General features: G+C 34.5%; 23 protein-coding genes and 1 pseudogene. 10 read left to right on the top strand and 14 right to left on the bottom strand.

Annotated features, from left to right (window positions below; translation table 11 throughout):
• The first annotated feature begins 181 nt into the window (after positions 1-181).
• The 3 genes and pseudogenes from MHB70_RS02705 (at position 182) to MHB70_RS02695 (ending at position 2,705) form a co-directional block, all read left to right on the top strand.
• Positions 182-2,011 (top strand): monovalent cation:proton antiporter family protein, encoded by a 1,830-nt coding sequence (locus MHB70_RS02705; protein ID WP_000399997.1) that lies wholly within the window; start codon positions 182-184, stop codon positions 2,009-2,011.
• A 51-nt stretch (positions 2,012-2,062) separates the two neighbouring features.
• A complete protein-coding gene (locus MHB70_RS02700) occupies positions 2,063-2,320 on the top strand; it encodes a DUF4022 family protein (RefSeq protein ID WP_000926990.1) in 258 nt (85 codons plus the stop codon).
• A gap of 14 nt (positions 2,321-2,334) precedes the next feature.
• Positions 2,335-2,705 (top strand): annotated as a pseudogene (locus MHB70_RS02695) (GNAT family N-acetyltransferase).
• A 107-nt stretch (positions 2,706-2,812) separates the two neighbouring features.
• On the opposite strand, the gene MHB70_RS02690 reads toward MHB70_RS02695, so the two are convergent.
• From MHB70_RS02690 to MHB70_RS02680, 3 genes are all read right to left on the bottom strand, one after another.
• Complete coding sequence (locus MHB70_RS02690; RefSeq protein ID WP_016513805.1) at positions 2,813-3,241, bottom strand: hypothetical protein; 429 nt, start codon at positions 3,239-3,241, stop codon at positions 2,813-2,815.
• Positions 3,242-3,245: 4 nt separating this feature from the next.
• Positions 3,246-3,446 (bottom strand): helix-turn-helix transcriptional regulator, encoded by a 201-nt coding sequence (locus tag MHB70_RS02685; protein WP_000301176.1) that lies wholly within the window; start codon positions 3,444-3,446, stop codon positions 3,246-3,248.
• Between the two features lie 186 nt (positions 3,447-3,632).
• The gene (locus tag MHB70_RS02680; protein ID WP_000487216.1) at positions 3,633-4,925 is read right to left on the bottom strand and encodes an NCS2 family permease; all 1,293 of its coding nucleotides are present in this window, start codon (positions 4,923-4,925) and stop codon (positions 3,633-3,635) included.
• A 266-nt stretch (positions 4,926-5,191) separates the two neighbouring features.
• Between MHB70_RS02680 and MHB70_RS02675 the strand changes: the two genes are divergently transcribed.
• Both MHB70_RS02675 and MHB70_RS02670 read left to right on the top strand, forming a co-directional pair.
• Positions 5,192-6,583: an amino acid permease gene (locus tag MHB70_RS02675; protein WP_001164887.1), complete on the top strand. Its 1,392-nt coding sequence runs from the start codon at positions 5,192-5,194 to the stop codon at positions 6,581-6,583.
• Between the two features lie 181 nt (positions 6,584-6,764).
• Positions 6,765-8,312 (top strand): hypothetical protein, encoded by a 1,548-nt coding sequence (locus MHB70_RS02670; protein WP_061530698.1) that lies wholly within the window; start codon positions 6,765-6,767, stop codon positions 8,310-8,312.
• A gap of 35 nt (positions 8,313-8,347) precedes the next feature.
• On the opposite strand, the gene MHB70_RS02665 is transcribed toward MHB70_RS02670, so the two are convergent.
• Together MHB70_RS02665 and brnQ1 are read right to left on the bottom strand one after the other, a co-directional pair.
• Positions 8,348-10,069: a DUF2339 domain-containing protein gene (locus MHB70_RS02665; protein WP_000656749.1), complete on the bottom strand. Its 1,722-nt coding sequence runs from the start codon at positions 10,067-10,069 to the stop codon at positions 8,348-8,350.
• Between the two features lie 135 nt (positions 10,070-10,204).
• Positions 10,205-11,506, bottom strand: coding sequence for a branched-chain amino acid transport system II carrier protein BrnQ1 (gene brnQ1 / locus MHB70_RS02660; RefSeq protein WP_044810333.1), 1,302 nt, complete (start codon positions 11,504-11,506; stop codon positions 10,205-10,207).
• A gap of 402 nt (positions 11,507-11,908) precedes the next feature.
• Here brnQ1 and MHB70_RS02655 point away from each other — a divergent pair, with 402 nt between their 5' ends.
• Complete coding sequence (locus MHB70_RS02655; RefSeq protein ID WP_061530697.1) at positions 11,909-13,294, top strand: peptide MFS transporter; 1,386 nt, start codon at positions 11,909-11,911, stop codon at positions 13,292-13,294.
• A 31-nt stretch (positions 13,295-13,325) separates the two neighbouring features.
• On the opposite strand, the gene MHB70_RS02650 is transcribed toward MHB70_RS02655, so the two are convergent.
• The 5 genes from MHB70_RS02650 to MHB70_RS02630 form a co-directional block, all read right to left on the bottom strand.
• Positions 13,326-14,369, bottom strand: a complete 1,044-nt coding sequence (locus MHB70_RS02650) for a YHYH domain-containing protein (protein ID WP_061530696.1) — start codon at positions 14,367-14,369, stop codon at positions 13,326-13,328.
• A 139-nt stretch (positions 14,370-14,508) separates the two neighbouring features.
• On the bottom strand, positions 14,509-15,141 hold the full coding sequence (locus tag MHB70_RS02645) for a class A sortase (RefSeq protein WP_001041715.1): 633 nt from the start codon (positions 15,139-15,141) through the stop codon (positions 14,509-14,511).
• A gap of 116 nt (positions 15,142-15,257) precedes the next feature.
• Entirely contained in the window at positions 15,258-15,731 is a 474-nt protein-coding gene (locus MHB70_RS02640) for a hypothetical protein (protein WP_001081109.1), read from the bottom strand.
• A complete protein-coding gene (locus tag MHB70_RS02635; RefSeq protein WP_000154014.1) occupies positions 15,724-15,942 on the bottom strand; it encodes a helix-turn-helix transcriptional regulator in 219 nt (72 codons plus the stop codon). Before MHB70_RS02635 ends, MHB70_RS02640 begins: the two co-directional genes overlap by 8 nt.
• A gap of 112 nt (positions 15,943-16,054) precedes the next feature.
• Complete coding sequence (locus MHB70_RS02630; RefSeq protein ID WP_001105800.1) at positions 16,055-17,317, bottom strand: 3D domain-containing protein; 1,263 nt, start codon at positions 17,315-17,317, stop codon at positions 16,055-16,057.
• A 220-nt stretch (positions 17,318-17,537) separates the two neighbouring features.
• Between MHB70_RS02630 and MHB70_RS02625 the strand changes: the two genes are divergently transcribed.
• From MHB70_RS02625 to MHB70_RS02615, 3 genes are all read left to right on the top strand, one after another.
• Positions 17,538-18,482, top strand: coding sequence for a methyl-accepting chemotaxis protein (locus tag MHB70_RS02625; RefSeq protein ID WP_000495005.1), 945 nt, complete (start codon positions 17,538-17,540; stop codon positions 18,480-18,482).
• Between the two features lie 132 nt (positions 18,483-18,614).
• Positions 18,615-19,427, top strand: a complete 813-nt coding sequence (locus MHB70_RS02620; RefSeq protein WP_000434781.1) for an undecaprenyl-diphosphate phosphatase — start codon at positions 18,615-18,617, stop codon at positions 19,425-19,427.
• A gap of 178 nt (positions 19,428-19,605) precedes the next feature.
• On the top strand, positions 19,606-19,893 hold the full coding sequence (locus MHB70_RS02615; protein WP_000471244.1) for an antibiotic biosynthesis monooxygenase: 288 nt from the start codon (positions 19,606-19,608) through the stop codon (positions 19,891-19,893).
• An 86-nt stretch (positions 19,894-19,979) separates the two neighbouring features.
• On the opposite strand, the gene MHB70_RS02610 is transcribed toward MHB70_RS02615, so the two are convergent.
• Positions 19,980-20,183 (bottom strand): hypothetical protein, encoded by a 204-nt coding sequence (locus MHB70_RS02610; protein WP_001268335.1) that lies wholly within the window; start codon positions 20,181-20,183, stop codon positions 19,980-19,982.
• Positions 20,184-20,355: 172 nt separating this feature from the next.
• On the opposite strand from MHB70_RS02610, the gene MHB70_RS02605 reads away from it, so the two are divergent.
• Positions 20,356-21,507 carry a VanZ family protein gene (locus MHB70_RS02605; protein WP_000128033.1) on the top strand — a complete coding sequence of 384 codons (1,152 nt, stop codon included), beginning with the start codon at positions 20,356-20,358 and terminating at the stop codon, positions 21,505-21,507.
• Positions 21,508-21,514: 7 nt separating this feature from the next.
• On the opposite strand, the gene MHB70_RS02600 is transcribed toward MHB70_RS02605, so the two are convergent.
• The 3 genes from MHB70_RS02600 to sph form a co-directional block, all read right to left on the bottom strand.
• On the bottom strand, positions 21,515-22,828 hold the full coding sequence (locus tag MHB70_RS02600; protein WP_000948669.1) for a D-arabinono-1,4-lactone oxidase: 1,314 nt from the start codon (positions 22,826-22,828) through the stop codon (positions 21,515-21,517).
• Positions 22,816-23,988, bottom strand: coding sequence for an amino acid deaminase/aldolase (locus MHB70_RS02595; RefSeq protein WP_000373788.1), 1,173 nt, complete (start codon positions 23,986-23,988; stop codon positions 22,816-22,818). The genes MHB70_RS02600 and MHB70_RS02595 overlap by 13 nt, the downstream gene beginning before the upstream one ends.
• Before the next feature lie 106 nt (positions 23,989-24,094).
• Positions 24,095-25,096: a sphingomyelinase C gene (gene sph / locus MHB70_RS02590; protein WP_000837526.1), complete on the bottom strand. Its 1,002-nt coding sequence runs from the start codon at positions 25,094-25,096 to the stop codon at positions 24,095-24,097.
• Between the last annotated feature and the right edge of the window lie 68 nt (positions 25,097-25,164).

Genomic DNA, 25,164 nt, shown 5'->3' with positions numbered 1-25,164 from the left:
TTTATTCCCCCTCCCCTATTACATCCACATTACGGCATTAACAGCAGAATCATGAAAAATATACTTATTATGACAAATGTTAAGAAAACTCTTTCTTTATGAAATCGAATCCATATGCGTTGATTTTCTACCTATTATATGGCTAAATAGGTATTATATTTATTTGAAGGGAGAGAACGCAATGGAACATCATACTTCTGTTCTATCACTTATGGTTGTAGTTGCAATCGCGTTTTTCGTTCCCCTTTTGTTACAACGCTTTAAATTAAAAGCACTTCCTGTCGTTGTTGCAGAGATCATCGCAGGAATCTTTGTAGGTAAAAGTGGGTTTAATATTATTGAGCCAGATATGTGGCTCCAAGTTTTATCAACACTAGGATTTATCTTCCTCATGTTTTTAAGCGGGTTAGAAATTGACTTTTCTATTTTTAAACAAAAAGGGAAAAAAAGTACGAAAAACGAACCGAACACATTCCAAGCAGCAAGCATTATTTTCTTGTTTATTTTCATCTTATCTTATGCCCTATCATTACTATTCGTATGGCTAGGATTTGTAGATAATGCAATGTTCATGACTTTAATTATTTCAACTATTTCTTTAGGTGTTGTCGTACCAACATTAAAAGAGAATAACTTAGGAAAAACCGCAATCGGACAAATCATTTTATTAGTCGCTGTTATTGCAGACTTAGTTACAATGATTTTACTCGCTGTATTTGTCGGATTAAATTCTGAAAGCGGCCAAAGCATGTGGCTCCTACTCCTTCTATTCGGAGCAGGTATCATCATTTACTTTATTGCAAAACGCTTCAAAAACATCCCATATTTAGATAGCTTAAAAGCTGGTAGTGTACAAATTGATACTCGAGCTGTTTTTGCACTTATCTTAATTTTAGTAGGGTTATCTGAATCTGTTGGTGCAGAAAATATTTTAGGTGCCTTCTTAGCAGGTGTACTCGTATCGTTATTATCACCAAATGAAGATATGGTTGAAAAACTTGATTCCATCGGATACGGTTTCTTCATTCCTATTTTCTTCGTAATGGTTGGTGTAAATCTAGAAGTCTGGTCTATTTTTAAAGAACCTTCTAGTATGCTAATGATCCCAATTTTAATTGTAGGACTCTTTATTTCAAAACTTTTACCATCACTCGTCCTACGTAAATGGTATCCGCGTAATATCGTACTCGGAAGTGCCATCTTATTAACATCAACACTTTCCTTAGTTATTGCGGCGGCACAAATTGGTGAAAAACTAGGAATCATCAGCCCAAGTTTATCCGCTTCTCTTATTTTAAGTGCAGTTATTACTTGCATTTTTGCACCTATATTATTTAAAAAGATGTTCCCAAAAGTGGAAACACCAAAACCGAAAGTATCTATTATTGGCGCGAGCAGAATTACTCTTCCATTATCACTTGATTTAAAACGAGAAGACTATGATGTAACGCTATATATGATGCGCCAAAATAAAATAAATGATGAGGAAGCGAAATCACATGACTTCCCTATCGTGAAATTAGATGATATTACAATTGAATCATTAACTGAACGAACAGCATTTGATGCAGATCGCGTTGTCGTTGCAACAAGCGATGATGAACAAAACTTATTATTAGCAGAACATGCGAAAGAACTAGGTGTTGAACATGTCATTGCAAGTGTAGAAGATCCACTTCTACAAGAAAAAGCAACACAAGAACATATCGCTGTATTCTCGACTATTAACTCTACACGGATTTTATTACGTGCTCTTATCGATAAACCGAGTCTCGTTCGTTTAATTACAACAGCGAACGAAACAGTACGTGAAGTTGAACTACGTAGCAATAAATATAACGGCATCGAGCTTCGTCGCCTTCCATTTTTAGGTGATGTACTTGTCATCCAAATTTACCGAGGTAATAAAGCATTAATACCGCATGGTGATACGAGGTTACAACATGGTGACACACTGCTTGTAACAGGTTCAAAAGAACATATTAATACACTAAAAAACATATTAGAATAGAAAATGCCCTCACATAATTGAGGGGCATTTTTTTTCATTCTATATGGTAAAATGTTACTATCACATATTATGGGGATGGATCACATTATGTCTATTGTAACTTTAGCTCTATTATTATTAGCGGAAGTACTCGTTGCTATTATTCTCATCGGTGTTAGCATTGAAATTTGTAGTTACGGCTGGAAAAAATCAACTGGCGTCAAATATACTTGTCTCTTGCTTTCGCTCCTTCTTGGAACCGCTAGCATACTCGGACTTTTCGCTGCACCTGCCTATTTCTTTATACAACTAACAGAAAAAGGCTTATAAGGAAGGATGTTAATATAATTACCGTGAAATGTATTGATGCATCTGAAACTTGCGTATTACGTCAAAAATTTTTACACCCGAATCAAACAGTAACAGATTGTAAATACTCTTCCGACTACGAAGCAGATACCTTTCACTTAGGTGCTTTTCTAAGCGATGAACCGATTAGTATCGCTTCCTTCTCAAAAAAATATACCCTGACTTACCAACAGGTGTTCATTATCGACTACGTGGAATGGCAACATTACCTAACTTTCGAAACAAACACGCTGGAAGCTCCTTAATTCAAAAAGCGTAACAAGTCTTGCAAGAGCGTAAAGCAAATATTTTATGGTGTAATGGCCGAATTACTGTAACTGACTATTACAAGCGCTTAGGCTTCTAGGAACATGGTGTAATCTTTGAAATTGAACCGATTGGCCTTCATAAAGTATTGTATATAAAAAGATATAAGAAAAGCTTTCCGCAATACGGGAAAGCTTTTCTTATATTTCAATCTTCACTTTTTGTTTTTTTCATATATATGTATATAAACAAACTAGGAACTAAAAAACAAGCAACCATAATAAGTCCTGTCATACTAATTTCCTTTATCGAAATATCTGGTGTTACAATGATACAAATAGCTAAAATCCCAATAATAATACCTACCGGAATGAATAATAGTTTCATAAAATAGCTGCGTGATACTCCGCCCGTATGCTCATACACTTGCACCGAATTTTTTAAGTTTAAAAAGTTAATACCTATTATCCCGCACATAAATACCATTAATAAATCCGAAATACTTTCATATCCTGCACCTTGCAAAACATAGCGATAAAAAACAATACCTAGTATGACGATATTTTGTAAGATGAAAACGAGTCTAATATGTTTTAGCCCCTCAATCATTAAACGTTCATCTTTCACGATTCTCATCCCCTCACTCCTCTTCCTCCCAAAATAAATCATTTAATGTTTTATCTACCGCATAACAAATTTTCAAACATAAATCTAAAGACGGGTTGTATTTCCCCTTCTCAATTAAACTAATCGTTTGCCTTGTAACGCCTACTTTTTCTGCTAATTTTTGCTGTGTTAAATCTAACTGAACACGCGCGACTTTTATTTTACTTACAGCCATTCATGTTCCTCCTCTACCTTAATTGTAACATATATATTCCATTAAGTAATTTATATTTTGCGTAATTAATTTAATTTTCACTTTCCCCCGCTATTTGCGGGTAATAAACCCCTCACTAATTATAGTTTCACTTTATTATACACAAAAAAGGAGCCTCTCATAAGAAGCCCCTCTTCTATATCTATATTATAAGAATAAATGACATCCAAATAAAATTGTAAATAAGTATAGTAACGGATGTACTTCCATCCCTTTCCCTTTCACAATCTTTAAGACCGGATACACTAAAAATCCGATTGCAATTCCATTCGCAATACTAGACGTTAACGGAATACCTACAAAAATTAAAAATGCTGGTAATGCATCTTCAAACTCATCCCAATTAATATCACGAATACTTTGTGCCATTAAACTACCGACAATAATTAATGAAGGAGCTGTAATAGCAGCTACACTTGATAAAGATGCAATTACAGGACTGAAAAATGCCGTTATAATTGTTAGTCCAACAACTACAATACCTGTTAATCCCGTTTTACCACCCGCAGCAATACCAGCTGACGATTCAATTGTCGCTGCTGTTGGGCTTGTACCAAAGATAGAACCTGTCGTTCCGCCAATCGCATCTGCAATAAACGCTTTACCAAAACGTTTCTCTGTATTATCTGTAATTAAACCTGCTTGTTTAATTAAACCGAGTAATGCACCTGTCGTATCAAATAAAAGTACAAGTAAAAATGAAAATACAACACCATATAATCCATACTGAATTACATCTGAAAAGGCATTGATTGGATTTGAAACGATAATACCCTCTGGTAAATGAGGCATCGCTACAATTTTATCCTCAAACTTCAGTTGCCCCGTAAAGAAGGCGATAATTCCTGTCACAATCATACTAATAAATAATGCACCACTCACACGTAATACCATTAATACCGCAGCTAAAATTAAACCAATTAAAGTTAAAATAACGGCTGGTGAATGAAAATCACCAATCGTAACTAAATTAGATGGATGATCAACGATAATTCCAGATAGACGTAATCCAATAAAAGCAATAAATAGTCCAATTCCACCTGCAATTGCATGCTTTAAACTATCAGGAATTGCGACAATTAACTTTTGCCTAAATGAAGTGAAAGATAATAAAAGAAAAATAATACCTGTTACAAATACTGCCGAAAACGCAATGACATATGTAATCCCCTCTGCCTGTTGAACAACAGAATAAGCAAAATATGCATTCATCCCCATAGCTGGAGCAATAACAATTGGATAGTTAGCTAAAAACGACATACATAGCGTCCCAATAACTGTCGCAATAATAGTTGCCGTAAAAGCTTGATCAAATGGTACACCTGCATCAGATAATATTTTCGGATTGATGACAAGAATATACGCAAATGTAAAAAAAGTTGTGATGCCAGCTAAAAGCTCTTGCTTCACAGAAGTGTTATATTGTTGTAATTGAAACATGCTTATGTACCCTTCCTACATCTGAATTATTATCACACATTCTTTTCTTACTAGTATGTGAGAAAATATAATACTTAATCTTAACAATCAATAAAAAGAAGAGTCAATATATTCTCTAATAGTGAGAATTTTAAGTTTAAGTCTGACAACTTCAGATGTAGTACAGTTCTTTTATGATTATTTTTGTAGCATAACAGATAGAAATGTTTTATAATTTGAAATAGTTAAATATTTAGGTAGCTCATTCTACAAGGGGGATTCTTCTTATGCAGCACACAAACAAATCTGGAACTTTAAATCGAGGTTTAAAAGAACGACATATTACTTTAATGTCACTCGGTTCAGCTATTGGCGTTGGACTATTTTTAGGATCTGCTTCTGCTATTAAACTAGCTGGTCCTTCCATCTTACTAGGTTATATGATCGCTGGACTCGTTATTTTTTTCATTATGCGAGCGCTCGGAGAAATGGCAATTGAACAACCGGTTGCCGGTTCTTTTAGTAAATACGCTAATGATTATATCGGCCCACTTGCTGGCTATATTACTGGTTGGAACTACTGGTTCTTATGGGTTGTTACTTGTATGGCTGAAATTACGGCGGCTGGAATTTACATGCAGTACTGGTTCCCAGATATCCCGCGCTGGACTTGGGCACTACTCGCTCTATTATTAATGAGCGCTTTCAACTTCTTATCAGTAAAAGTATTTGGAGAACTTGAGTTTTGGTTTGCTCTCATTAAAATTGTCACAATTATCTGTATGATAGTAGTTGGAGCTGGCATTATTTTATTCGGATTCGGAAATGGTGGTATCGCTACTGGTATTTCAAATCTTTGGTCACATGGTGGCTGGTTCCCAAATGGATTTTCCGGATTACTACTCTCCTTACAAATGGTATTATTCGCTTATTTAGGCGTTGAACTAATTGGTGTTACAGCTGGTGAAGCTCAAAACCCGAAGAAAACACTCGCAAAAGCTATCGATAACGTATTTTGGAGAATCCTAATCTTTTACGTCGGGGCATTATTCGTTATGATGGCAATTTATCCATGGAACGAACTTGGTGAGAAAGGAAGTCCATTCGTATTAACATTCCAACAAATCGGCATTGCAAAAGCAGCAGGTATTATTAACTTTGTCGTATTAACAGCTGCACTTTCTTCTTGTAACGGTGGTTTATTTAGTACAGGGCGTATGCTATTTACATTGGCACAACAAAAGAAAGCTCCTGAAAGATTCGGTCGTTTAAATAAAAATGGGATTCCAAGTCAAGGAATTGTAGCAACGGCTATCGTTTTACTTGTTGGTGTTATATTAAACTACCTTGTGCCTGCAAAGGTGTTTACATGGTTAACTAGTATTTCAACTTTCGGGGCAATTTGGACCTGGGGAATTATATTAGTCGCTCAAATTAAATTCCGTAAAGGATTATCAACTGAGAAAAAAGACAAGCTAACGTATAAAATGCCTTTACATCCATTAAGCTCTTACTTCTCACTTGGCTTCCTTGCACTTGTACTATGTATAATGGCGTATTCAGAAGATACACGAATTGCATTAATCGTTGGCCCAATTTGGCTTATTGGCTTAGCTATCGTGTATTACATGAAAGGGTTTCATAAGATTGATGAAACACCTACTTCAAAGATTAGTTAAACAATTTATCCCTTCCTTATTAATTGGAAGGGGTTTTTTATTGTCTATATAAATATTTCTCAACAAAATTCACGGTATTTTTACAATTTTTTAATATTTTTTACGTTTTCTGTCTTTATTTTTTCAGAAAAATAAATTACATTATTAAAGCACATATATTTATTATTAGGGGGATTCTTCTATGAAGAATAAAAAATGGATTACATTTTCTTTAGCAACAGCAATTACACTTAGTATGGGGAGTTCGTTCATACCGTCTACTTATGCCGAAAGCTCTGTAGACCCAGCTCCTGAAATTGCTGCAAAGGTTGTAAATCAAAACAATGGGAAGAAAGTATTATTTGATAATACGCACGGTCAAACTGCAGGGACAGCTGACTGGGTTATTGATGGCGGCTTTTCTGATTTCGGAAACGGCATTGCCCAAAATGGATATCATGTAAAAGAACTTCGTAAATCAACACCTATTACATACGAAGACTTAAAAAATTACAACGTGTTTATCGTTCCAGAGGCAAATATTCCTTACAAAAAATCTGAACAAGATGCAATGTTACAATATGTAAAAAATGGCGGCAGTATCTTCTTCATTGCCGATCATTATAATGCAGATCGTAATAAAAATCGCTGGGACTCTTCTGAAGTATTTAATGGATATAGACGCGGTGCTTGGGAAAATCCCGCAAAAGGAATGTCTAACGAAGAAGCAAACTCACAAGCTATGCAAGGAGTAGAAAGTTCCGATTGGCTATCTAATAATTTTGGTATTCGCTTCCGTTACAATGCACTTGGTGATGTTTCAGCTAAAAACATTGTTTCGCCTGAACAATCATTCGGAATTACACAAGGTGTTTCATCGGTAGCAATGCATGCTGGTTCTACTCTAGCAATTACAAATCCAAAACTAGCAAAAGGACTTGTTTATCTTCCAGAAAACCCATCAAAATGGAATAACGCTGTTGATAGTGGTGTTTATAACGGCGGTGGCGTTGCAGAGGGTCCATATGCTGCAATTGCAAAAGTAGGACTTGGAAAAGCTGCCTTTATCGGTGACTCTTCTCCTGTTGAAGATGCTACGCCAAAATACGTTCGTGAAGATTCTGGCCAAACAAAGAAAACTTACGATGGTTATAAAGAAGTAAACGATGCTGTTTTACTAGAAAATATCGTAAATTGGCTATCGAAACAAGAGACATTTACAAGCTTAGATCAAGTAAACGGTTTACAACTTGATTCACCTACTGCTTTACAAACATTTGAACAACCAAGCTTATCAACAGAGCCACAACCAGAACCTTGGAGTGCACCAAACGCTGGTTATCAATGGTTTAATACAAATACATTTAAACCTGGTTCATACGGATATAACGGCGCCGTAACAGCAAACGATTATGTGATTACACGCCCTAGCATTCTACCAAACAATGAAGTGTTCCAAATAAAGATTCAAGTAAACAACTTATTACCTAATACAACTTATAATAACTATTCTTTAGGTATCTTCACGACTGGCGGAACACAGGTAGCAAAAGTCCAAAATACAAACGGCACTTGGCCATCTACTTTCGGATATAGTAGCGCCTTCTCATTCACAACAAACAGCTTTGGTTCCGCTGAAAAAATTGTGAACGTACAACTTGATTCAAATACAACTGGACAAGCAACACTTCGTCTACGCCAAAATACAACTGCTAAATATAATGAAGCTGTAACGATTAATAAGAAGTAAAAGAAAAGGCAATCCACATGCGGATTGCCTTCTTCTCATTTCTCTTCTTTTGAGAAAAACATTCTGGAAATGACGATACCTATACTACCTACAATTAAGAATAACACTGCCCTGATCATCATTGAAACTTCTGGTAAGTCTAGAAGGAATAACTTTCCTATCGTTACTACTAAAACAACTAAGCCAGCATACAATATTTCATTCATATTTTTATTCCGTCCAAGCCAAACTGCAAATAATGCATATACCATCCATAATAACGATACTGATACGCTTATTATACTTCCATCTGTAGAAAGAACTTCGCCAACTCTAGTAATTGTAATAAATACAATGACCATGAACCAATAGAGAGCTATAGAATAAACATATTTTCCAAAACTCGTTAATACATCTTTCGCTCGTTTCATGCAATAATAAAATGTACCTATTAAAATAATATGAGCAACAAACCCAGCTGAAACAAAATGATCAAACGGGCTAAAAATCGTCTGTACCATTCCAATCGCATAAATAGTGGCACTTACATACAGTTTAATTTGTTGTTTTGCTTTAATAGAAGTAACCATACCGAGAAAACCTTGTAACAATAATACAATTGCTGCATTCACTAAACTGTACTCGTATAAAATCGCTAAACTAAATGACCCCATTGCAAAACCAAATAAGAGATTTGCAAATATAGACTGTTTATTCTTCCTATATTCAAGTACAAACATAACAGTATGCACGAGTGCACTTATGACCAATCCCCACGTAGTAAAATCAGGTATTTTTACAATAGATAAAATAAAGAAAACGGCATTTGTACTAAATATCGCTACTCTTGCTTCTTGTATAAACTCTCTCTCTGAAAACATATGCCAAAATAACAGCAAATGAATTACACCATATACAATCGTTAACTGTATTTGCAAATTCTCTACTAATATCGACATAACAGCAAAGAAGACAAACAGGACAATGGCAGCAACAACATAAGAAATCATATATAAGTACTTATAACGATTTTTCAACGCATACCATAATAAACTAAGTGTTAATATCGTCTCATATCCAAAGAAAATATAAGGATTCGGAGTCGTACTATTTAACAAGAACGGAACGAAGAAAGCTCCGACCGCTACGAAGATAGTAAGGTATTCCGATTGATACTTTTTCGCTAAATAAATCCCTAAAATAACCCATACAATATTACAGATAAACGCAATACTTGCTGGAATAAATCCATATAAATAATGTGCCGCAAACGTCGTTAAAACAATGCCTGTAATACTTCCTCCAGCTAATACTAACCCTAACGCTTGCCGCTCTCGTTTAATTTGAATATCCCCTATATAATACAAACCGATAGATAAGGCGATACCAAACACAATTCGTATCGCTGGTGTTAATAAACCAGCATCTACCCCTGCTTTAAATAACCAAATAACCCCAAGTAGCATAATACCGACAAATATACGCGGCAACCATGTTTGGCAAAACTTAATAATATTGAATGGTTCCGGTTTAAAAGCAGATATATTTACTTGTTTTTCCTCAACTTTTTGCACGGGCTCTTTGATCTTTACTACATCTTCTTGTAATTTTTCATCTATTATCGTTTCGATATATACTTTCTTTTCCTTACTAACATGTTGCTGAGCGTTTTCTACTTCTATTTCCCTTTGTTTTGCTTTCAACTCAAAAAGTGCTTCTTGCATCGTTTCAATTGTAGTTTCGAGTGCTTCTATTTTCTTATTCAAATCTTCCTTCATATGCTCCCCCCTCACCATTCATTCGAAACCTATATATTACCAATTATCTTTATCATACTCTTAGTCTATTCATTTTTAAAACTATTTTTCCAAAAAAAGAAAGGTGTTTTCCCATTATAGAAAACACCCTTTCACTTATTTGTCCTTATTTATCATGATACTAACGATTACACCAATACACACACCTACAAGAGCTGGAATGATCCATCCTACACCTTCTGTATAAAACGGAATATACTTCAATATTGGCGTCCACTGATTCGTCATCACATTTTTATTTAAAATATCGATTGCACTAAATACCGCTACAATCAAAATTGTAACAGGATATATGCACACATACTTCCCAATATATTTATGGAATAACCCTAAAATAATAAGCGTTAATGCAATTGGATAAATAAATCCAAGAATCGGTACTGAAACTTTTAAAATTTGTGTTAACCCTAAATTAGCTAAAATCATACTAATAAAGCTCAATATAAACGCCCAAACTGTATACGATACTTTCGGAAATACACTTGTAAAAAACTGACTACAAGATGTAACAAGTCCAATTGAAACACATAAACACGCAATAGTAAAAATAAGGCCTAACAAAACTACTCCGCCTTGTCCAAATAACGTCGTCATCACTTGTGCTAACACATTCGCCCCATTATTAAACGTACCTAACGAACCGCTAATTGAACCCACATATCCGAGGATGACATAAATAATAGATAATAAAAGACCTGCTCCAATACCAGCAATACTCATATATTTCGCTAAGCCTTGATCATCTTCAATACCTTTTGCACGTAAAGCATTTGCAATAACAATACCAAAGATTAAAGCCGCTAGCGCATCCATCGTTAAATATCCATCTAAAAATCCTTGGAACATAGGAACTTGTCCGTAATTTCCAGTAGCCTCTTTCACACTACCAACTGGTGTAAACATAGTTTTTATAAAAATAAGTGCAATCATACATAATAATAAAGGCGTTAAAACCTTCCCAAATAAGCCCATTAATTTAGATGGCGATAAACTTAACCAGTAAACAAAGCTAAAGAAAACGATCGTATAAACTAGTAAAACTACACTACCCGATTCTGGGAATAACTGACCTGGTCCCATTTCAAATGCTAGACTTCCTGCACGTGGTATACCAAGACCAGGTCCAATAAATAAGTACACAATACACGGAAAAATAATTGCAAATGAAGAATGTACTCTACCCGCTAACGTTTGAAAGCTTCCTGCTTTTGCAACAGCAATAACACCTAATATCGGAAGACCTGTTGCTGATATAATAAAACCTAACAGCGCAATCCACACGTGTTCTCCTGCTTCATATCCAAGGAAAGGCGGAAAGATAAGATTCCCCGCTCCAAAAAACATAGAGAATAGCATAAGACTAATAAGTAAAATTTCTTTTTTCTGTAACAATTTCATTTCTTTCTCCTTCTTCAATTTCATCTCTTGTGAAATCAATTCCACATATAGAAAAACGCGATAATCCGCTTCCTTACAAAGAAAACATAGTCCATAGTCTATCACAAAAGAAATGCCCATTCTATAGCTATTTCCCTTTTCCAATTTCTTCTGAAAAATCAACCTTTCCCCGCATTAACGGACAGTAAGACTCCCCCCTAATAATTAAGCTAATAACCGGATATCCAGTGGGAATCAAACTGCCCATAAAAGCCCGATTCGTTCAACTAATAATCATATTGGAATAAAATCTTCCAATATGATTAAAGTTTCACTTCATTGACTTATAATAGTTAATAAAGTAAAATATTAAATATACAAAATTATTAACCTTGTTTTTGTTTGTGTCAGGAGGAAAATAACATGGAATCAGCGATACAACTAGAAAAAGAACAGCAAAGAAAAAAGAAACATCCTCCAGGTTTATACTTACTCTTCTTTACAGAAATGTGGGAAAGATTTAGTTACTATGGATTACGAGGATTATTAACATTATATTTAACGACAGCTTTAGTAAGCGGTGGTCTTGGGTTTAGTCCCGCATGGGCACTCTCCATTTACGGATTTTATACTGGAGCCTGTTATTTCACACCAATGATTGGTGGATACTTAACAGACCGTTTTCTAGGTAGAAGAAAAGCCATCACAATTGGTGGTATAACGATGGCAATCGGTAACCTTACACTATTTGCCTTGCAAAACCAATTAGGCCTATACCTCGGATTAGCGCTTATTATTATCGGTAATGGATTCTTCAAACCGAATATCTCTACACTGGTTGGAGAATTATACGAAGAGAATGATCCAAAACGTGATAGTGCATTTACCATTTTCTACATGGGTATTAACGTTGGGTCATTTTTAGCTCCACTCGTTTGCGGATTTTTATCAGAAAATTTATTCAAAACAACAGTTGATGGCGTTGTACATTACGGATTCCGTTACGGTTTCTTAGCAGCTTCAATCGGAATGATCATTGGACAAATTTTATTTACAACACTATCAAATCGCTTCCTTGGTGATATCGGTAAAAAAACAACTCGCGATTTGCAAACAGCTGCTGGACAACCATCAGTAGGAGATACACCGTTAACAAAAAAAGAAAAACAACGTACCGCAGTTATCGTCATTTTAACGTGCTTCGTTGTCTTCTTCTGGGCTGGTTTTGAACAAGCTGGTAGTTCATTAACACTATATACAAACAAATTTGTAGACCGCTCTGTGTTCGGATGGGAAGTTCCAACATCTTGGTTCCAATCGGTCAATCCATTATTTATTATTTTACTTGCCCCAGTCATTTCAGCATTATGGGCAAAACTTGCAACTCGCAAGCGCGGGGATTTAAAAATCCCAACCAAAATGGGACTTGGTATGATCTTACTCGGTATCGGTTATATCATACTTGTTATCGCTACATTAAAAACAGGTAGTGACGAACATAACATTACGGAAAAAGCAAACTTACTATTTATCGTCTTTACGTATCTTTTCCATACGTTAGGTGAGCTATTCTTATCACCTGTCGGACTATCAATGGTTAGTTCTCTCGCTCCAGTAAAACTTGCTTCTTTACTAATGGGTGTATGGCTAGCAAGTTCAGGTATCGCCAATATTTTAGGTGGACAACTTGCAAGCTTCACAACTTCACTTGGATATGCTGAAGTGTTTACTGTTATCGGCGCTGTAGCGATTGTTTTAGGTTGTGTTTTATTATTAATCTCTAAAAAACTAGTAAAATGGATGGATTAAAAAAAAGATGAGGAATTTCTCCTCATCTTTTTTATGCCTTCTTACCTTTTTCTATTGCTTGCTCATACAACTCTTTATGTTCTTTATATTCACTTGGCACGAAACTCTTATAGAAAAATGAAAACCAGCTGTCTCCCTTTTTAAATCCTTCTTCTCGAATTTCCGTTGCTTTTTTATTCGATTTAAATCCTTCAGTAAACCATTTTTTTAATGAGCCATTCTTTTCATACTTGGCAGGAATCTTCAAATCATAGTTTTCAAACGCATACTTATATCCAGCCTTTTCTACTGCCTTTTTTGTAGACTTATAGCCTTTTTCATACGCTGTTTCATATGACTTCACGTATACATCTTTCTCATTATTTCCAGGATTCTTTTCAGCTAGTTCCTTACCAGCCTTTTCCCCTAGTTCAGCTTGCTCTTTTTCAATTTTTTCTGTTCTCTCTTTATTTCCCACTTGGAAACCTTCTGCAAAGATCTGCTTAAAATCTGGAGTAATTTGACTATCGTCCATCGTCTCTTGTGCTAAGCCCTGTTCTTTTCCTTTTTCAAAATGCGTTTTCTTCTGCTCTTCTAAAGACCAAGTAGTAGTATAAGCAGTTGTAAATGCTTGTTTATATGTATCTGATTTTCCAGCTAAATGTACTTGTACGTCATTTTTCCCTGCTTTAAAATCAGTCTCTCCATTTTTTTCGCCTTCAAGTTGACCTTTCTCCATATCAACTTGGCGCTTAGCTTCCTCTTGCTTACGTGCCTCTTCTGCTTTTCTTTGTTCCTCAGCTACACGTTGTCTCTCTTCTTCAGCTTTACGCTGTGCTTCTGCAGCACGTTGTTTTTCAGCTTCTACAGCACCATTATTATTTTGGCTAGGAGCTGGACTCGTTGCACCACTACTAGAAGCTGGTTTATTGTGATAATGATATTCCCCGTACTGTAATCCCCATTTTTCACAGTTTGTACGACACGTATGTCCACCATTCGCATCTGTACGTCCTGGATGCGCATAAGCTGAAATTGGAGCTATCAATAACGCTACACTTGTTGTTAAAAAAAGTTTCTTCACCTGTTGTCTCACTCTTGTTCCTCCCAAAATTTAGAATTTTAACTTTATTATACATAAATAGAAGGATTTTTAAATACAAACTAAAATATTCTATTATTTCTCAAAAGTAGTAAAAAAGAAGGTCAACTCTTTAAAGAGTTGGCCTTCTTTTTTATTTCTTCGCCTTCGTTCCTACTAAATCACCAGCTACAACATAACGCTTAGAATTATCTTTTACAGATACACATGTAATAAGCGTTATCTCATCTTTCCCATGATCTTCTACAACTTCCCATTTATCCGGAGTTACTTCAGATACACCAGTAACAGCGTACTCATATTCATTTTCATTATCATATAAATAAATTTTATCGCCTTTTTTCAAAGATGCTATATCACTAAATAAAACACCTTTTTTAGACATATTATGCCCTGCTAGTGCGTAATTCCCTTTTCCCATTACTTGATTTTCTTTTACTGTCGCTGCACCTGATAACAGGTTTTTCTCAGTAGAAGATTTTAAAACAGGAATTTCTAATGAAACACTTGGAATCGAAATACGACCGATTACTTGTTTTTTATCTAACGATGCATTCGCTACTTCTGCCAAGTCTGGTTGATTAATTTTTGACGCATCTACAAATTCTGTCTCATGCTTTTCATAATCCATCTTTTGAACAGCTTGCACATTTTCAGTCTGTTTCTTTTCAGCCTTATATCCATCATAAAATGGCTTTCCAATTAAAACCCCACCTACAACAAATAGAAGGATTGCTACTATACTATAAATTCTTTGCTTATTCATATACAATTCCTTTCCCTTACAAAATCTTACTCTATATAAAATGATAAAATAATATTGCTATATGTACAAGTATAAGCTGAAAAGAAACCTTCTTGCCGATGCAAGAAGGTTTCTTTTTAAGCAATTTTATTTCGATATAAAGACACGTGAAAAATCGTCATCTGAATAAAGAAGATACTAAATGCAATATATATCGGATATGCAGGAACATATAGAATAACAATTGGAGAAAGAGTTAAAAACCCAACCGCACAAGGCAACACATACCATAATGACATAAATGTAGTACGACAAGCCTTTTCTGTAATTGCCTTTTCACGCTCATCTTCTTGAGGAAATAATAGTGGAAACATCCAATACGAGAGCTCTTTATATTTTTTCTTTTGAATTTTATAAAGAACCGTCGATACAATACCAAATGTTAAAAGTAATCCGAGCGGTATTAAACTTATTGAAACTTCAAATGGTACTCTCTTCGTTTGAATAAAATTAGCGACTTCAATAGTAAAATAATACAACTCAATAAAAGCCCAACCTGCTAATACCATTAAAAGTACATTTAGCATATAAGAAAATACAAGTCTATTCATCCTCTTTCCCCTCCTTATTTAAAACAAACACATCTTCCATCTTTAACTGGAACACATCACAAATCGTAAGTGCCAATAACAACGAAGGAACGTAATCCCCTTTTTCAATTGCAGCAATTGTTTGTCTCGTCACTCCAACCTTCTCTGCTAATACACTTTGCGAAAAATTGAAGCGAGCCCTTAATTCTTTCACTCTATTTAAAATGGTCAATTTTACCACCTCTCACCATCATTGTATGCTATCCTTAACAAAATGTAAACTCAACTTAACATAATTTTTACAAAAAAATCCAACTTTACGTATTGTAAAGTTGGATTACGTGTTAGTTTAAAATTGTAACTTTAACATTTTTTCTGCCCCAATTACTAGATGAAGCTTTATCAGGCATTAAAACATCGATTTTGTGACCTTTAATTGCGCCACCAGTGTCTGCTGCAATTGCTTGTCCATAACCTTCAACATATACAGTAGAACCTAATGGAATAACACTTGGATCTACAGCAATTAATTTCATTCCTGGGTTTGCAGTTAGATTATAGCCTCCCCATGCAGAATACACTTGTTGGCCTGGTGCATAACCATTTTCAGCTGGATCTGCTGTATAAGCTGTTGCATGTACATATATTTCTCTTCCACCAGCAGTTGGCTTCGAAGGTTGTGCAGGTTCTACCTTCGAATTATTATTCGCAACAGGTTCAGCTGGTTTATTAGCTTTCTCTTGCTTTTGTTTTTCAGCAATTTCTGCTTGTGCTTTCACTAAAGCTTCTTGCTCAGCCTTTGCAGCCGCTTCTGCTTTTGCACGCTCTTCTGCTGCAATTCTTGCTGCTTCTTGCTCACGAGCAATCGTCTCTTGTACTGCCTTCATATTTGACTCAATTTTAGCTTTTTCTTCTGCTGCTAAATTAAGTTGGCTTGCAATCTGATTGTATTTAGCTTGAACTGTCTGTAAGTTATCTTGACGTTTTTTCAAGTTATCTTGCAAATCAGCTTGCGCTTTTGCTAATTTTTGTTTGTCTACTACTAAAGATGCTTCTTTTTCGTCAATTGTTTTCTTATCTTCTTCAATTTGACGAAGATCTTGTTCTTGTAGACGTAAAATTTCTTTATCAGCTTCTAAAATAGTAGAAACTGCATTCATACGTTGTAAGAAATCTGCAAAGTTTTTTGACTCTACAACAACTTCTACTACTAAACTTGTATTTGAACTGTTTTGAACAGAAACCATACGTTTTCTCATAATATCTTTACGAGCAAGGACTTTATCCTCTAAAACGACAATTTCATTCTTTTTTTGCTCAATCTGCTTATGTGTTTCATCGATTTTACGTTGAATAGCAGCTTGATCCTCTTTATTTTTTGCAATTGTATTATTTAAGTTATGTAGTTCGTTTTCAATACCTTGAATCTCTTTACTAACAGCTTGCTTCTCTTGCTCTTTCTTCTGCATATCTGCATCGTTTTGCTGCAATTGCTGTTGCATGTTGTTAAGTTTCTCGTCGTTTGACTCTGCTTTTACAGCGACTGTACTAGAAAGACCGATAATTCCTGCTAATACTAGACTACTGATTCGCTTAAAATAGTTCATAATCCGACTCCCTTCTTATACAGTTATACATGATTTATTTTACAGTTTGTTTACAATACTATTAAATACAGTTTATTTTTCATGACAAAAAATAGGGAATTATAAATAAAATGTAATAGATTCTTAAATATTTAACAATTCCTATATTTAAAAATTATAAAAGATGCTAAAATCCAAATATAGAGAAAATATAACTTCCAAAGGCGGTTGAAATAAATACATGTTTACTCAAAAGAAATCACTCCAACATAAAATTGATCAATTAGAAGATCGTATAAAAGAATTAGAGGCAGAATTAAAACAAAAAGATATTGAAAAACAAAATATGATTTCTTCTATCCATGACCGTGTGCAAAACGTCGTTCAAGAGCATCAACTTGTAAATAACCAGCACCATACACTCCAAAATTTAATTCAGCAATTAAACTCGTGTTTTGAAAATGTTTCAACACGTACAACAAATTCTAATGAATTAAATAGTGAAATGTTACAAAAAGAACAAAGCTTAATTCAGTCTATTGAAGAGATTATTGACTGCTCTAATGAAGGAAAAGAATCTGTTCACCGTTTACTTATTGTAATTAATAAATTAGGTGAACAATCTCAGCGCACGTCTAACAGTATGAATCATTTAAGTGAACGCTCAAAAGAAATCGAACAAATTGTAGAAGTCATTCAAAACATTGCAGCACAAACAAATTTACTTGCGCTAAATGCAAGTATTGAAGCAGCGCGTGCTGGAGAGCACGGTAAAGGGTTTGCGGTTGTTGCCAATGAAGTAAGAAAACTAGCAGAAAGTACGGCAGAGAGTACAAAGAATATTGGCAACTTAACGAAAAAAATTCAAGAAGAAATTGAAAAAGCATACGAAAACACAAAAGATAATTTACATTTAGTCGATGAAGGTGTAGAAATGAGTGCCGATACAAACGCTAGAATCGAAAACATTTTAATTATGATTCAAACGTTACAAAATGGTGCTACAAATGTTATTCAAGCAATTGAAAACCAAAAATCTTGTAATGATGATATATTAAGAGAATTTGCAAACACTCAACAAATGTTCCAAAAATTAAATACTACTATTATGAACCATATTCATGATGCAGAAAAAGTCGATGTTCAATTGACTAATGGTCTTCAAGAAACAGTATCTTCTCATTAACAATAAAAACCCCTTATATCGCTATAAGGGGTTTTTATTATATTTCGAATATTTATTTCTTCCCAATATTCATCTATATCTTTGTTATAATGGGAAAGTTGTTTCTTTAGACTAATTAACAAGGAGGATGTTATGGAACAATTTTACTACATTTTAAAATACTTAATTCTTGGTCTGTTCCAAGGACTAACAGAACCAATTCCGATTTCTTCAAGTGGTCACCTCGTTTTAGCACAACATTTGCTAGGACTAAAAATAGAAGGATTTAGCTTTGAACTACTTGTTAATTCAGCTTCATTACTAGCTGTATTACTTATTTATAGAAATGATTTAATTCGTCTAACAAAGAATGGTCTATCTTATATATTTACAAGAGCAGAAGATGCAAAATCAGATTTCTTCTTCATTATTTACCTTGTAATTGCAACTATTCCAGCAGGTGTAATTGGCGTTTTATTTAAAGATTATATCGACCAGTACTTAAAAGGCGTGAAAATGGTTGGGATTTCCCTTCTTATTACCGCTGTCGGTCTTTGGATTATTAGAAACTTACGCGGGCGTAAAAATGATGGTGACCTTTCTATGAAAGATGCAATCATTATCGGATTAGCTCAAGCTTGTGCACTTATCCCTGGAATTAGCCGATCTGGCGCTACAATTGTAGCAGCGATGTTACTCGGTATGAAGCAAGAGACCGCTCTTCGCTTCTCATTCTTACTATATATTCCTGTTAGCTTAGGTGGGTTATTGCTAAGTATTACAGATATTGCTAAAGATCCTAATTTAGACACATTATTCGTACCATATATCGTTGCGTTTATAGCAACATTTATCATGACATATATTTCATTAAAATGGTTTATGAACATTATGGCAAAAGGAAATTTAAAATATTTCTCTTTCTATTGTATTATCGTAGGGGTACTTACTATCATTTTCTTATAAAGTAAACTTACAAATTTAAAGCGAGTCATTCTACTACACTAAGATGGCTCGCTTTTTTATACTTCTATTAAGTTGAAGTGCCTTATTTACTTTAAATTTTCAGAATAGTATAATATTAATTATGTTCCTACTAATAAAAATCCGTCTTCTTTACTACTATTATAAAAGAGGTGTTCCTATGTTTATTGTTACTAAACTAATTCATATTAAATATGGCTATGAGAATGATTTACTATATTCACTTAAACAATATTATCCATCAACTGGAACAAATGGTTTTATTAACATAGAATTTTCACATATGCATCGTACAGATGATGGAGCAAAATATATGGTCCGTATGTTATGGAAAACACAACAAGATTACCATGCGTGGCTTTCTCAAAGAAACGAAAATGAAACTTGGAAGCACAAAATGCAAAACTATATCCTTTCTTCCACATCCAATGCTACTTATATGCATTAAACTTCACTCGATATTCCTAAGGAGCTTTTCCTAATATAAAATGATAAAACCCTCTTACCTTTTCTCATCCAGTAAGAGGGCTTCCCTTATTTATAAACTTTCTTTTCTTGACAATACAAACGAATAACATGTTTATTTTGTTGAAATACATCATGCGTTAGGCGGATAATAATAAAATTTCGTTTTGTTTGATCATCATGAACAAAAACCTGTTCTCCCTCTTGAAAACGCCACACACTTTCAAAAGTTGTAATATGATCCCCACTTACAGAAAAAAGCTCATATCGCATATCTTGTACCCTCTCTCAACTTATAATAATCACAATATCCTTATATTAAATTTAGTATAACTTAATTCCATTAAAATTTATAATTTTTTCTATTTCAAAATATTTTAATTTTGTTTTAAGGTTCTTTTAACGTTATAATGATAAACGAATTTTCATTGAAAGGAGCCTCATTTTGACTGCATATTTATTTCCAGTAAAAACAGCATTTATTTTATTTCCTTTTTTAGCAATGTTTCTCTTAATACCTTTTTTAATATTTAACTACCGAAAGTATGGTTATTTAAATAAATGGCGTTCATTTATTTTGTACTCATTATTACTTTACTTATTAAATGCCTATTTTCTTGTGATTTTGCCGTTACCACAAACATATGATACTTGTAGCCTACAACCGGCTAATACGCAGCACATGCAACTATCACCATTTTATTTCATACAAGAAATTAGTAATCATACTTCGGCAATTTTAACGAAACCAGCTACTTATTTCTATTTATTAAAAGAATCTGCGTTCTTACAAGTAGCATTTAACGTTCTATTAACCGTTCCATTCGGTGTTTATTTACGTTATTATTTCCGACGTAGTTTCTTACAAACAGTTTGTATTTCTTTTTGTCTTTCACTATTTTTCGAACTGACACAGGTAACTGGACTATACGGTATATACAATTGTGCATATCGCTTATTCGATATCGATGATCTATTTTTAAACACATTAGGCGGCGTAATTGGTTTTATCATTGCACCAATATTTACGTACTTCCTTCCGAAAACAAGCGAATTAGATAGTCATATTGATTTAGAAACGAAACCAGTTGGATTCGTTCGTCGTCTTATCGCTATGCAAATTGATTGGCTGTTCTTATCTATCGTCGTTCCTGTCATTAAAAATAAAGGAAACTCTCTATTTATTTCTAATATCCAATCTTACACAAATGTATACGAACTCCTTTTCATTACATGTTCAATCTTTATTTACTTTATTATCATTCCATACTTTACAAATGGAAGAACGATAGGAAAAGCGTTGCTTCGTATTTACATTAAAGGAAAATCAGATCGTATTACGATGAAGGAACTATTCATCCGTTACGGTATATTCTATTTCGTTTTAGGTGGAATCAATTATATTCTTTCTAGTAGCTCTATCTTAAATTTTACAGAGCCTTTAGTATTACTAGTTATACTGTTATTCCAATTCGTAATTAACGGCATATTTATTATTCATGTTTTCTTACATGTATTTAGCCGTGATAAGTTACTATTCTACGAGCATATTAGTCAAACAAGAAATGCGATTATACTAAAAAAAGCTGACAAGTAATATTTTGTCAGCTTTTTTTCATAATCGTAAATAACTTTTCTGTATAAGGGTTTAAAAACATTCCTGTTTCATCTAGCGACTTCCTCATTTTTAGAAACGAATGCAATTCTGGATATATGTTTTGTAACTTTTCGTATGTTAACGTATGCATTTTCCCCCAATGTGGACGACCTTCATATTTCAGAAAAATTTTCTCCACTTCACCAAAATAAGCGGCATACTTCATACCTTTATACATATGAACGGCGATATATGCCGAGTCCCTTCCATACGCTGGACTAAGCCATATATCATCACCTTTCACGTAGCGACATTCAATCGGGAAGTGCACCTTATACTTTTTCTTTTCAATAAGACTTGAAATTTCTTCTACAACAGCTCTCATATGCTTTGAAGGGACACTGTACTCCATTTCATAAAATGGAACCGTACGTGATGTAGCGAACACTTCATAGCTTGGGCCAATTATTTTTGTGTTTGGTGCAGCCTTAGCTGATAATCGACTTACTCCTTTACTTATGGAAGGAAACCATTTGCACCCTTTAGATAACAAAGAGAACATCCTATTTTCAAGTAACTCCACCTTTAGTTTATGCCATTTTAAATCAGTTCCTTTACTCGTTGTTTCATTTGTAAACTTCACCTGTACTTCATTTGAATAAGGAAAAACAAAAAACTCAAAATGACGATTCTTCTTATATTCTTCTAGCTTGTTCATTACAGTAGATAGTGACTGTTTTTCGCTTTCATAAACGAGCGAATATGATGGGATAATCTTTAATTTTATCTTTACGATGATACCTAGCATTCCAAGCGATAACTGAAATGCTTTCCAATATTCGACGTTCTCGGTTTCTGAACAAACTATACTCTCACCTGTTGATAAAACTGTCGTAATCTCTATAACTTGTGTTGATAAACTCCCAAAGTTAACACCCGTCCCATGCGTCCCCGTACTAATTGCTCCTGCAATAGATTGTGAATCAATATCCCCTAAATTTTCTTGTGCATAACCTTTTTCTTCAAGTAACTTCCCTAGGTCATGTAGCTTTGTTCCTGCCCATACTTCGGCAACCATCTTCTCCGCATCAATATTCACAATGCCCTTCAATTCGTCTAAAGAGACTAAAATTTCTTCTGTTTGCACGAGAGGCGTAAACGAATGCCCTGAACCGACAACACGAATTTTCTTCCCTTTTTTTTGTGCAAGCTCTACAACTTCTACTACATCTTGTATAGTTTCTGGATACATCGTATAATGCGGCGTTCCTTCTACATTCCCTGTCCAATTTCTCCATTTTTTCCCCTCTATAGAAAGCATTGGCCATCCCCCCGATATGTTGAATACTCCCCAATAATCTTCCCTTGTTTCACACGATACAGAATTGGAAAACGCTCACATAATTCTCCAGCTTTACTATGACGAAACAATATAGAATCTCCTATATCCACTCGCTCCTCGCCGTTATAATGAACGGGAGTTTGTGCTTCACCAGCACCTTCTAAATCTAATAGTTTTGCACCATCTGGTCTCCAAACCTCAGGCTCTTTATCTTTACCAACTGCGCCTGAAGCAATATATCCACCACCTAGGCAAGTATAGATAAACGGAGCTGGTTTACGTACAACTGGTAAAGCAAATCCGACAGCTGGATGAAATTGTACTTCTTTATAATAGTCAAACAGTCTAGGGGCATAAAAAGCAGAACCTACTGTAATCTCTGAAACTGAGTTATCTTGCTCAGTTGTTTTTATACTTCCTGTTCCCCCCCCATTTACAAACCTAAGTTCAATACCAAGGTTTTGTATTTCTTTCACGATACGTCCTCTTCTTTCTTTAACTTCTAACACTGATTTCTTCTTTAAATAAGAAATTACTTTACTTTTTATCCATTGATTCGGTATATAATCTCCAACCCCAGCAATTTGAGCTTCATATCCCATTACACCATCTAGTATTAAAAATGATGAGTCCTTCACTTTTTCTACTATTTCCAGAGCGCTCCGCACATCTTTTACCGGGGATCTTTTTACACCAAAATGAAATTGAAAAAAACGGCTACTCATATCAATATCCAAACAAACACGAAAACACCCTTTAGACTTCTCAGCAATTTTTTCTAAATAAACAATATGGTCTTCACAGTCCACCATACAAGTTATAATAAGCCCTTTCTTTGTTAGCAAACTAATTTCATATAAAGCCCTGTCATCATAAGCTGGATATCCTAATAATAAATCATTAAATCCTTGTTCAATTAAAAACAAAGCCTCTCTAGGTGAAAAACACATAATACCTTGAAATCGGTTGTTTGTAGCTAAAATCCGTTTCATAATTGGAACGGATCGTAATGATTTACTCGCTATTCGAATCTTTTTATCGCCACTTAGCTCTATAACCGATTGAATATTTCTTTCTAAAGCTACTTCATCTAAAAATGCACACGGTAATGGAACTTCTTTAAAAATTCCTCGATCCACATTTTTCGCTCCTCTTCTATATATGTCTTATACATATTGGAAAGAAAGAGTGATTTTCCTGTTTGCAAATAAAAAAAGTTTCTTCTTTACGAAGAAACTTTTTTGACTACTTCATAGAAATAGTAGCCTCTACTGGATAATGATCAGAGTAATCATTATACGTATATTTTTTAAACCATGATGTAACAGTCCATTGTGGAGATTTCGGCTGTAACACTTTATTTTCTATATGCGATGGGTTCGCATGATCTTTACTTGCAATAATATAATCTAAATACTCGGCAGGGCTATCGGGGAAATTGTATTTCGCAATACTGTTTGTCGTCGCATCCCAAGTCGCTGTATGTCCAGTATAAGATGGAATAGAAGCATGTAATGTTTTAAACATAGATGCATACTCTGAATCACTATTATTCTCAGCGTTTATTTTATTTACGTTCATATCTCCACCAATTAACACATACTCGTTATTTGGTATATTTTTATTTTTAATAAATTCTTGAATTTCTTGTAGCTGTTTTGTACGTACAGATGCAGGTGAAGTTTTTCCACACATACTATCTTCAGCTTGTAAATGCGTCCCAATTACATGAACAAAACTATCATTTCTCTTAATTTTCGTGTATACAAATCCTTTATTTGATAAATTATCTGGTCCGCAGCCTTTTTCGAATACATATTGAATTTTTTCAACGATTGGCCATTTACTCACAATCGCAACGCCCCCATCTTCAGGAGTCGAAGATGAATAGTTCCCTAATGTTTTATCCCATTCGTTTCCACTACTACGACCTAATACCGCCGTTTGATTTGGATATTCTCTCTTCAAATTTCCTAACAAACGATCTGAGGCGCTATTATCAAACACTTCATTTAATATAACAACGTCCTGATTCTTTATATAACCTGCCGCTCCAATTAAATCAGCACGCTCACTTTGTCCCCAATTCGGATATAAGTTTGTTGATAGCATGTACACGTTATGCGTCATTACTTTTAATGTATTATTTTGATTTGTAGGCGTTTCTGCTTGAGCTGAAGATCCACTATATAAAGCTCCTAAACCAATTCCAAAGCTAAGTACACCTTTTAGCAATTTACTTTTCACGTTTCATACCTCCATGTGTATAGTGATAAAAAGGCCAAATACTCTATTCTGAGATTTGACCTTTTTTA

This window comes from Bacillus sp. FSL M7-1020 (assembly GCF_038050415.1).
GTDB classification, from domain to species: Bacteria; Bacillota; Bacilli; order Bacillales; family Bacillaceae_G; genus Bacillus_A; species Bacillus_A toyonensis.
The sequence above is the reverse complement of the archived record's forward strand: the minus strand, read 5'-3'. Positions and strand labels throughout refer to the sequence as shown.

Bases quoted from the DNA above. Each gene is read 5' to 3' on its own strand.
- MHB70_RS02705 (WP_000399997.1), top strand. From the start codon at position 182: ATGGAACATCATACTTCTGTTCTATCACTTATGGTTGTAGTTGCAATC.
- MHB70_RS02700 (WP_000926990.1), top strand. From the start codon at position 2,063: ATGTTACTATCACATATTATGGGGATGGATCACATTATGTCTATTGTA.
- MHB70_RS02690 (WP_016513805.1), bottom strand. From the start codon at position 3,241: ATGAGAATCGTGAAAGATGAACGTTTAATGATTGAGGGGCTAAAACAT.
- MHB70_RS02685 (WP_000301176.1), bottom strand. From the start codon at position 3,446: ATGGCTGTAAGTAAAATAAAAGTCGCGCGTGTTCAGTTAGATTTAACA.
- MHB70_RS02680 (WP_000487216.1), bottom strand. From the start codon at position 4,925: ATGTTTCAATTACAACAATATAACACTTCTGTGAAGCAAGAGCTTTTA.
- MHB70_RS02675 (WP_001164887.1), top strand. From the start codon at position 5,192: ATGCAGCACACAAACAAATCTGGAACTTTAAATCGAGGTTTAAAAGAA.
- MHB70_RS02670 (WP_061530698.1), top strand. From the start codon at position 6,765: ATGAAGAATAAAAAATGGATTACATTTTCTTTAGCAACAGCAATTACA.
- MHB70_RS02665 (WP_000656749.1), bottom strand. From the start codon at position 10,069: ATGAAGGAAGATTTGAATAAGAAAATAGAAGCACTCGAAACTACAATT.
- brnQ1 (WP_044810333.1), bottom strand. From the start codon at position 11,506: ATGAAATTGTTACAGAAAAAAGAAATTTTACTTATTAGTCTTATGCTA.
- MHB70_RS02655 (WP_061530697.1), top strand. From the start codon at position 11,909: ATGGAATCAGCGATACAACTAGAAAAAGAACAGCAAAGAAAAAAGAAA.
- MHB70_RS02645 (WP_001041715.1), bottom strand. From the start codon at position 15,141: ATGAATAAGCAAAGAATTTATAGTATAGTAGCAATCCTTCTATTTGTT.
- MHB70_RS02640 (WP_001081109.1), bottom strand. From the start codon at position 15,731: ATGAATAGACTTGTATTTTCTTATATGCTAAATGTACTTTTAATGGTA.
- MHB70_RS02630 (WP_001105800.1), bottom strand. From the start codon at position 17,317: ATGAACTATTTTAAGCGAATCAGTAGTCTAGTATTAGCAGGAATTATC.
- MHB70_RS02625 (WP_000495005.1), top strand. From the start codon at position 17,538: ATGTTTACTCAAAAGAAATCACTCCAACATAAAATTGATCAATTAGAA.
- MHB70_RS02620 (WP_000434781.1), top strand. From the start codon at position 18,615: ATGGAACAATTTTACTACATTTTAAAATACTTAATTCTTGGTCTGTTC.
- MHB70_RS02615 (WP_000471244.1), top strand. From the start codon at position 19,606: ATGTTTATTGTTACTAAACTAATTCATATTAAATATGGCTATGAGAAT.
- MHB70_RS02610 (WP_001268335.1), bottom strand. From the start codon at position 20,183: ATGCGATATGAGCTTTTTTCTGTAAGTGGGGATCATATTACAACTTTT.
- MHB70_RS02600 (WP_000948669.1), bottom strand. From the start codon at position 22,828: ATGCTTTCTATAGAGGGGAAAAAATGGAGAAATTGGACAGGGAATGTA.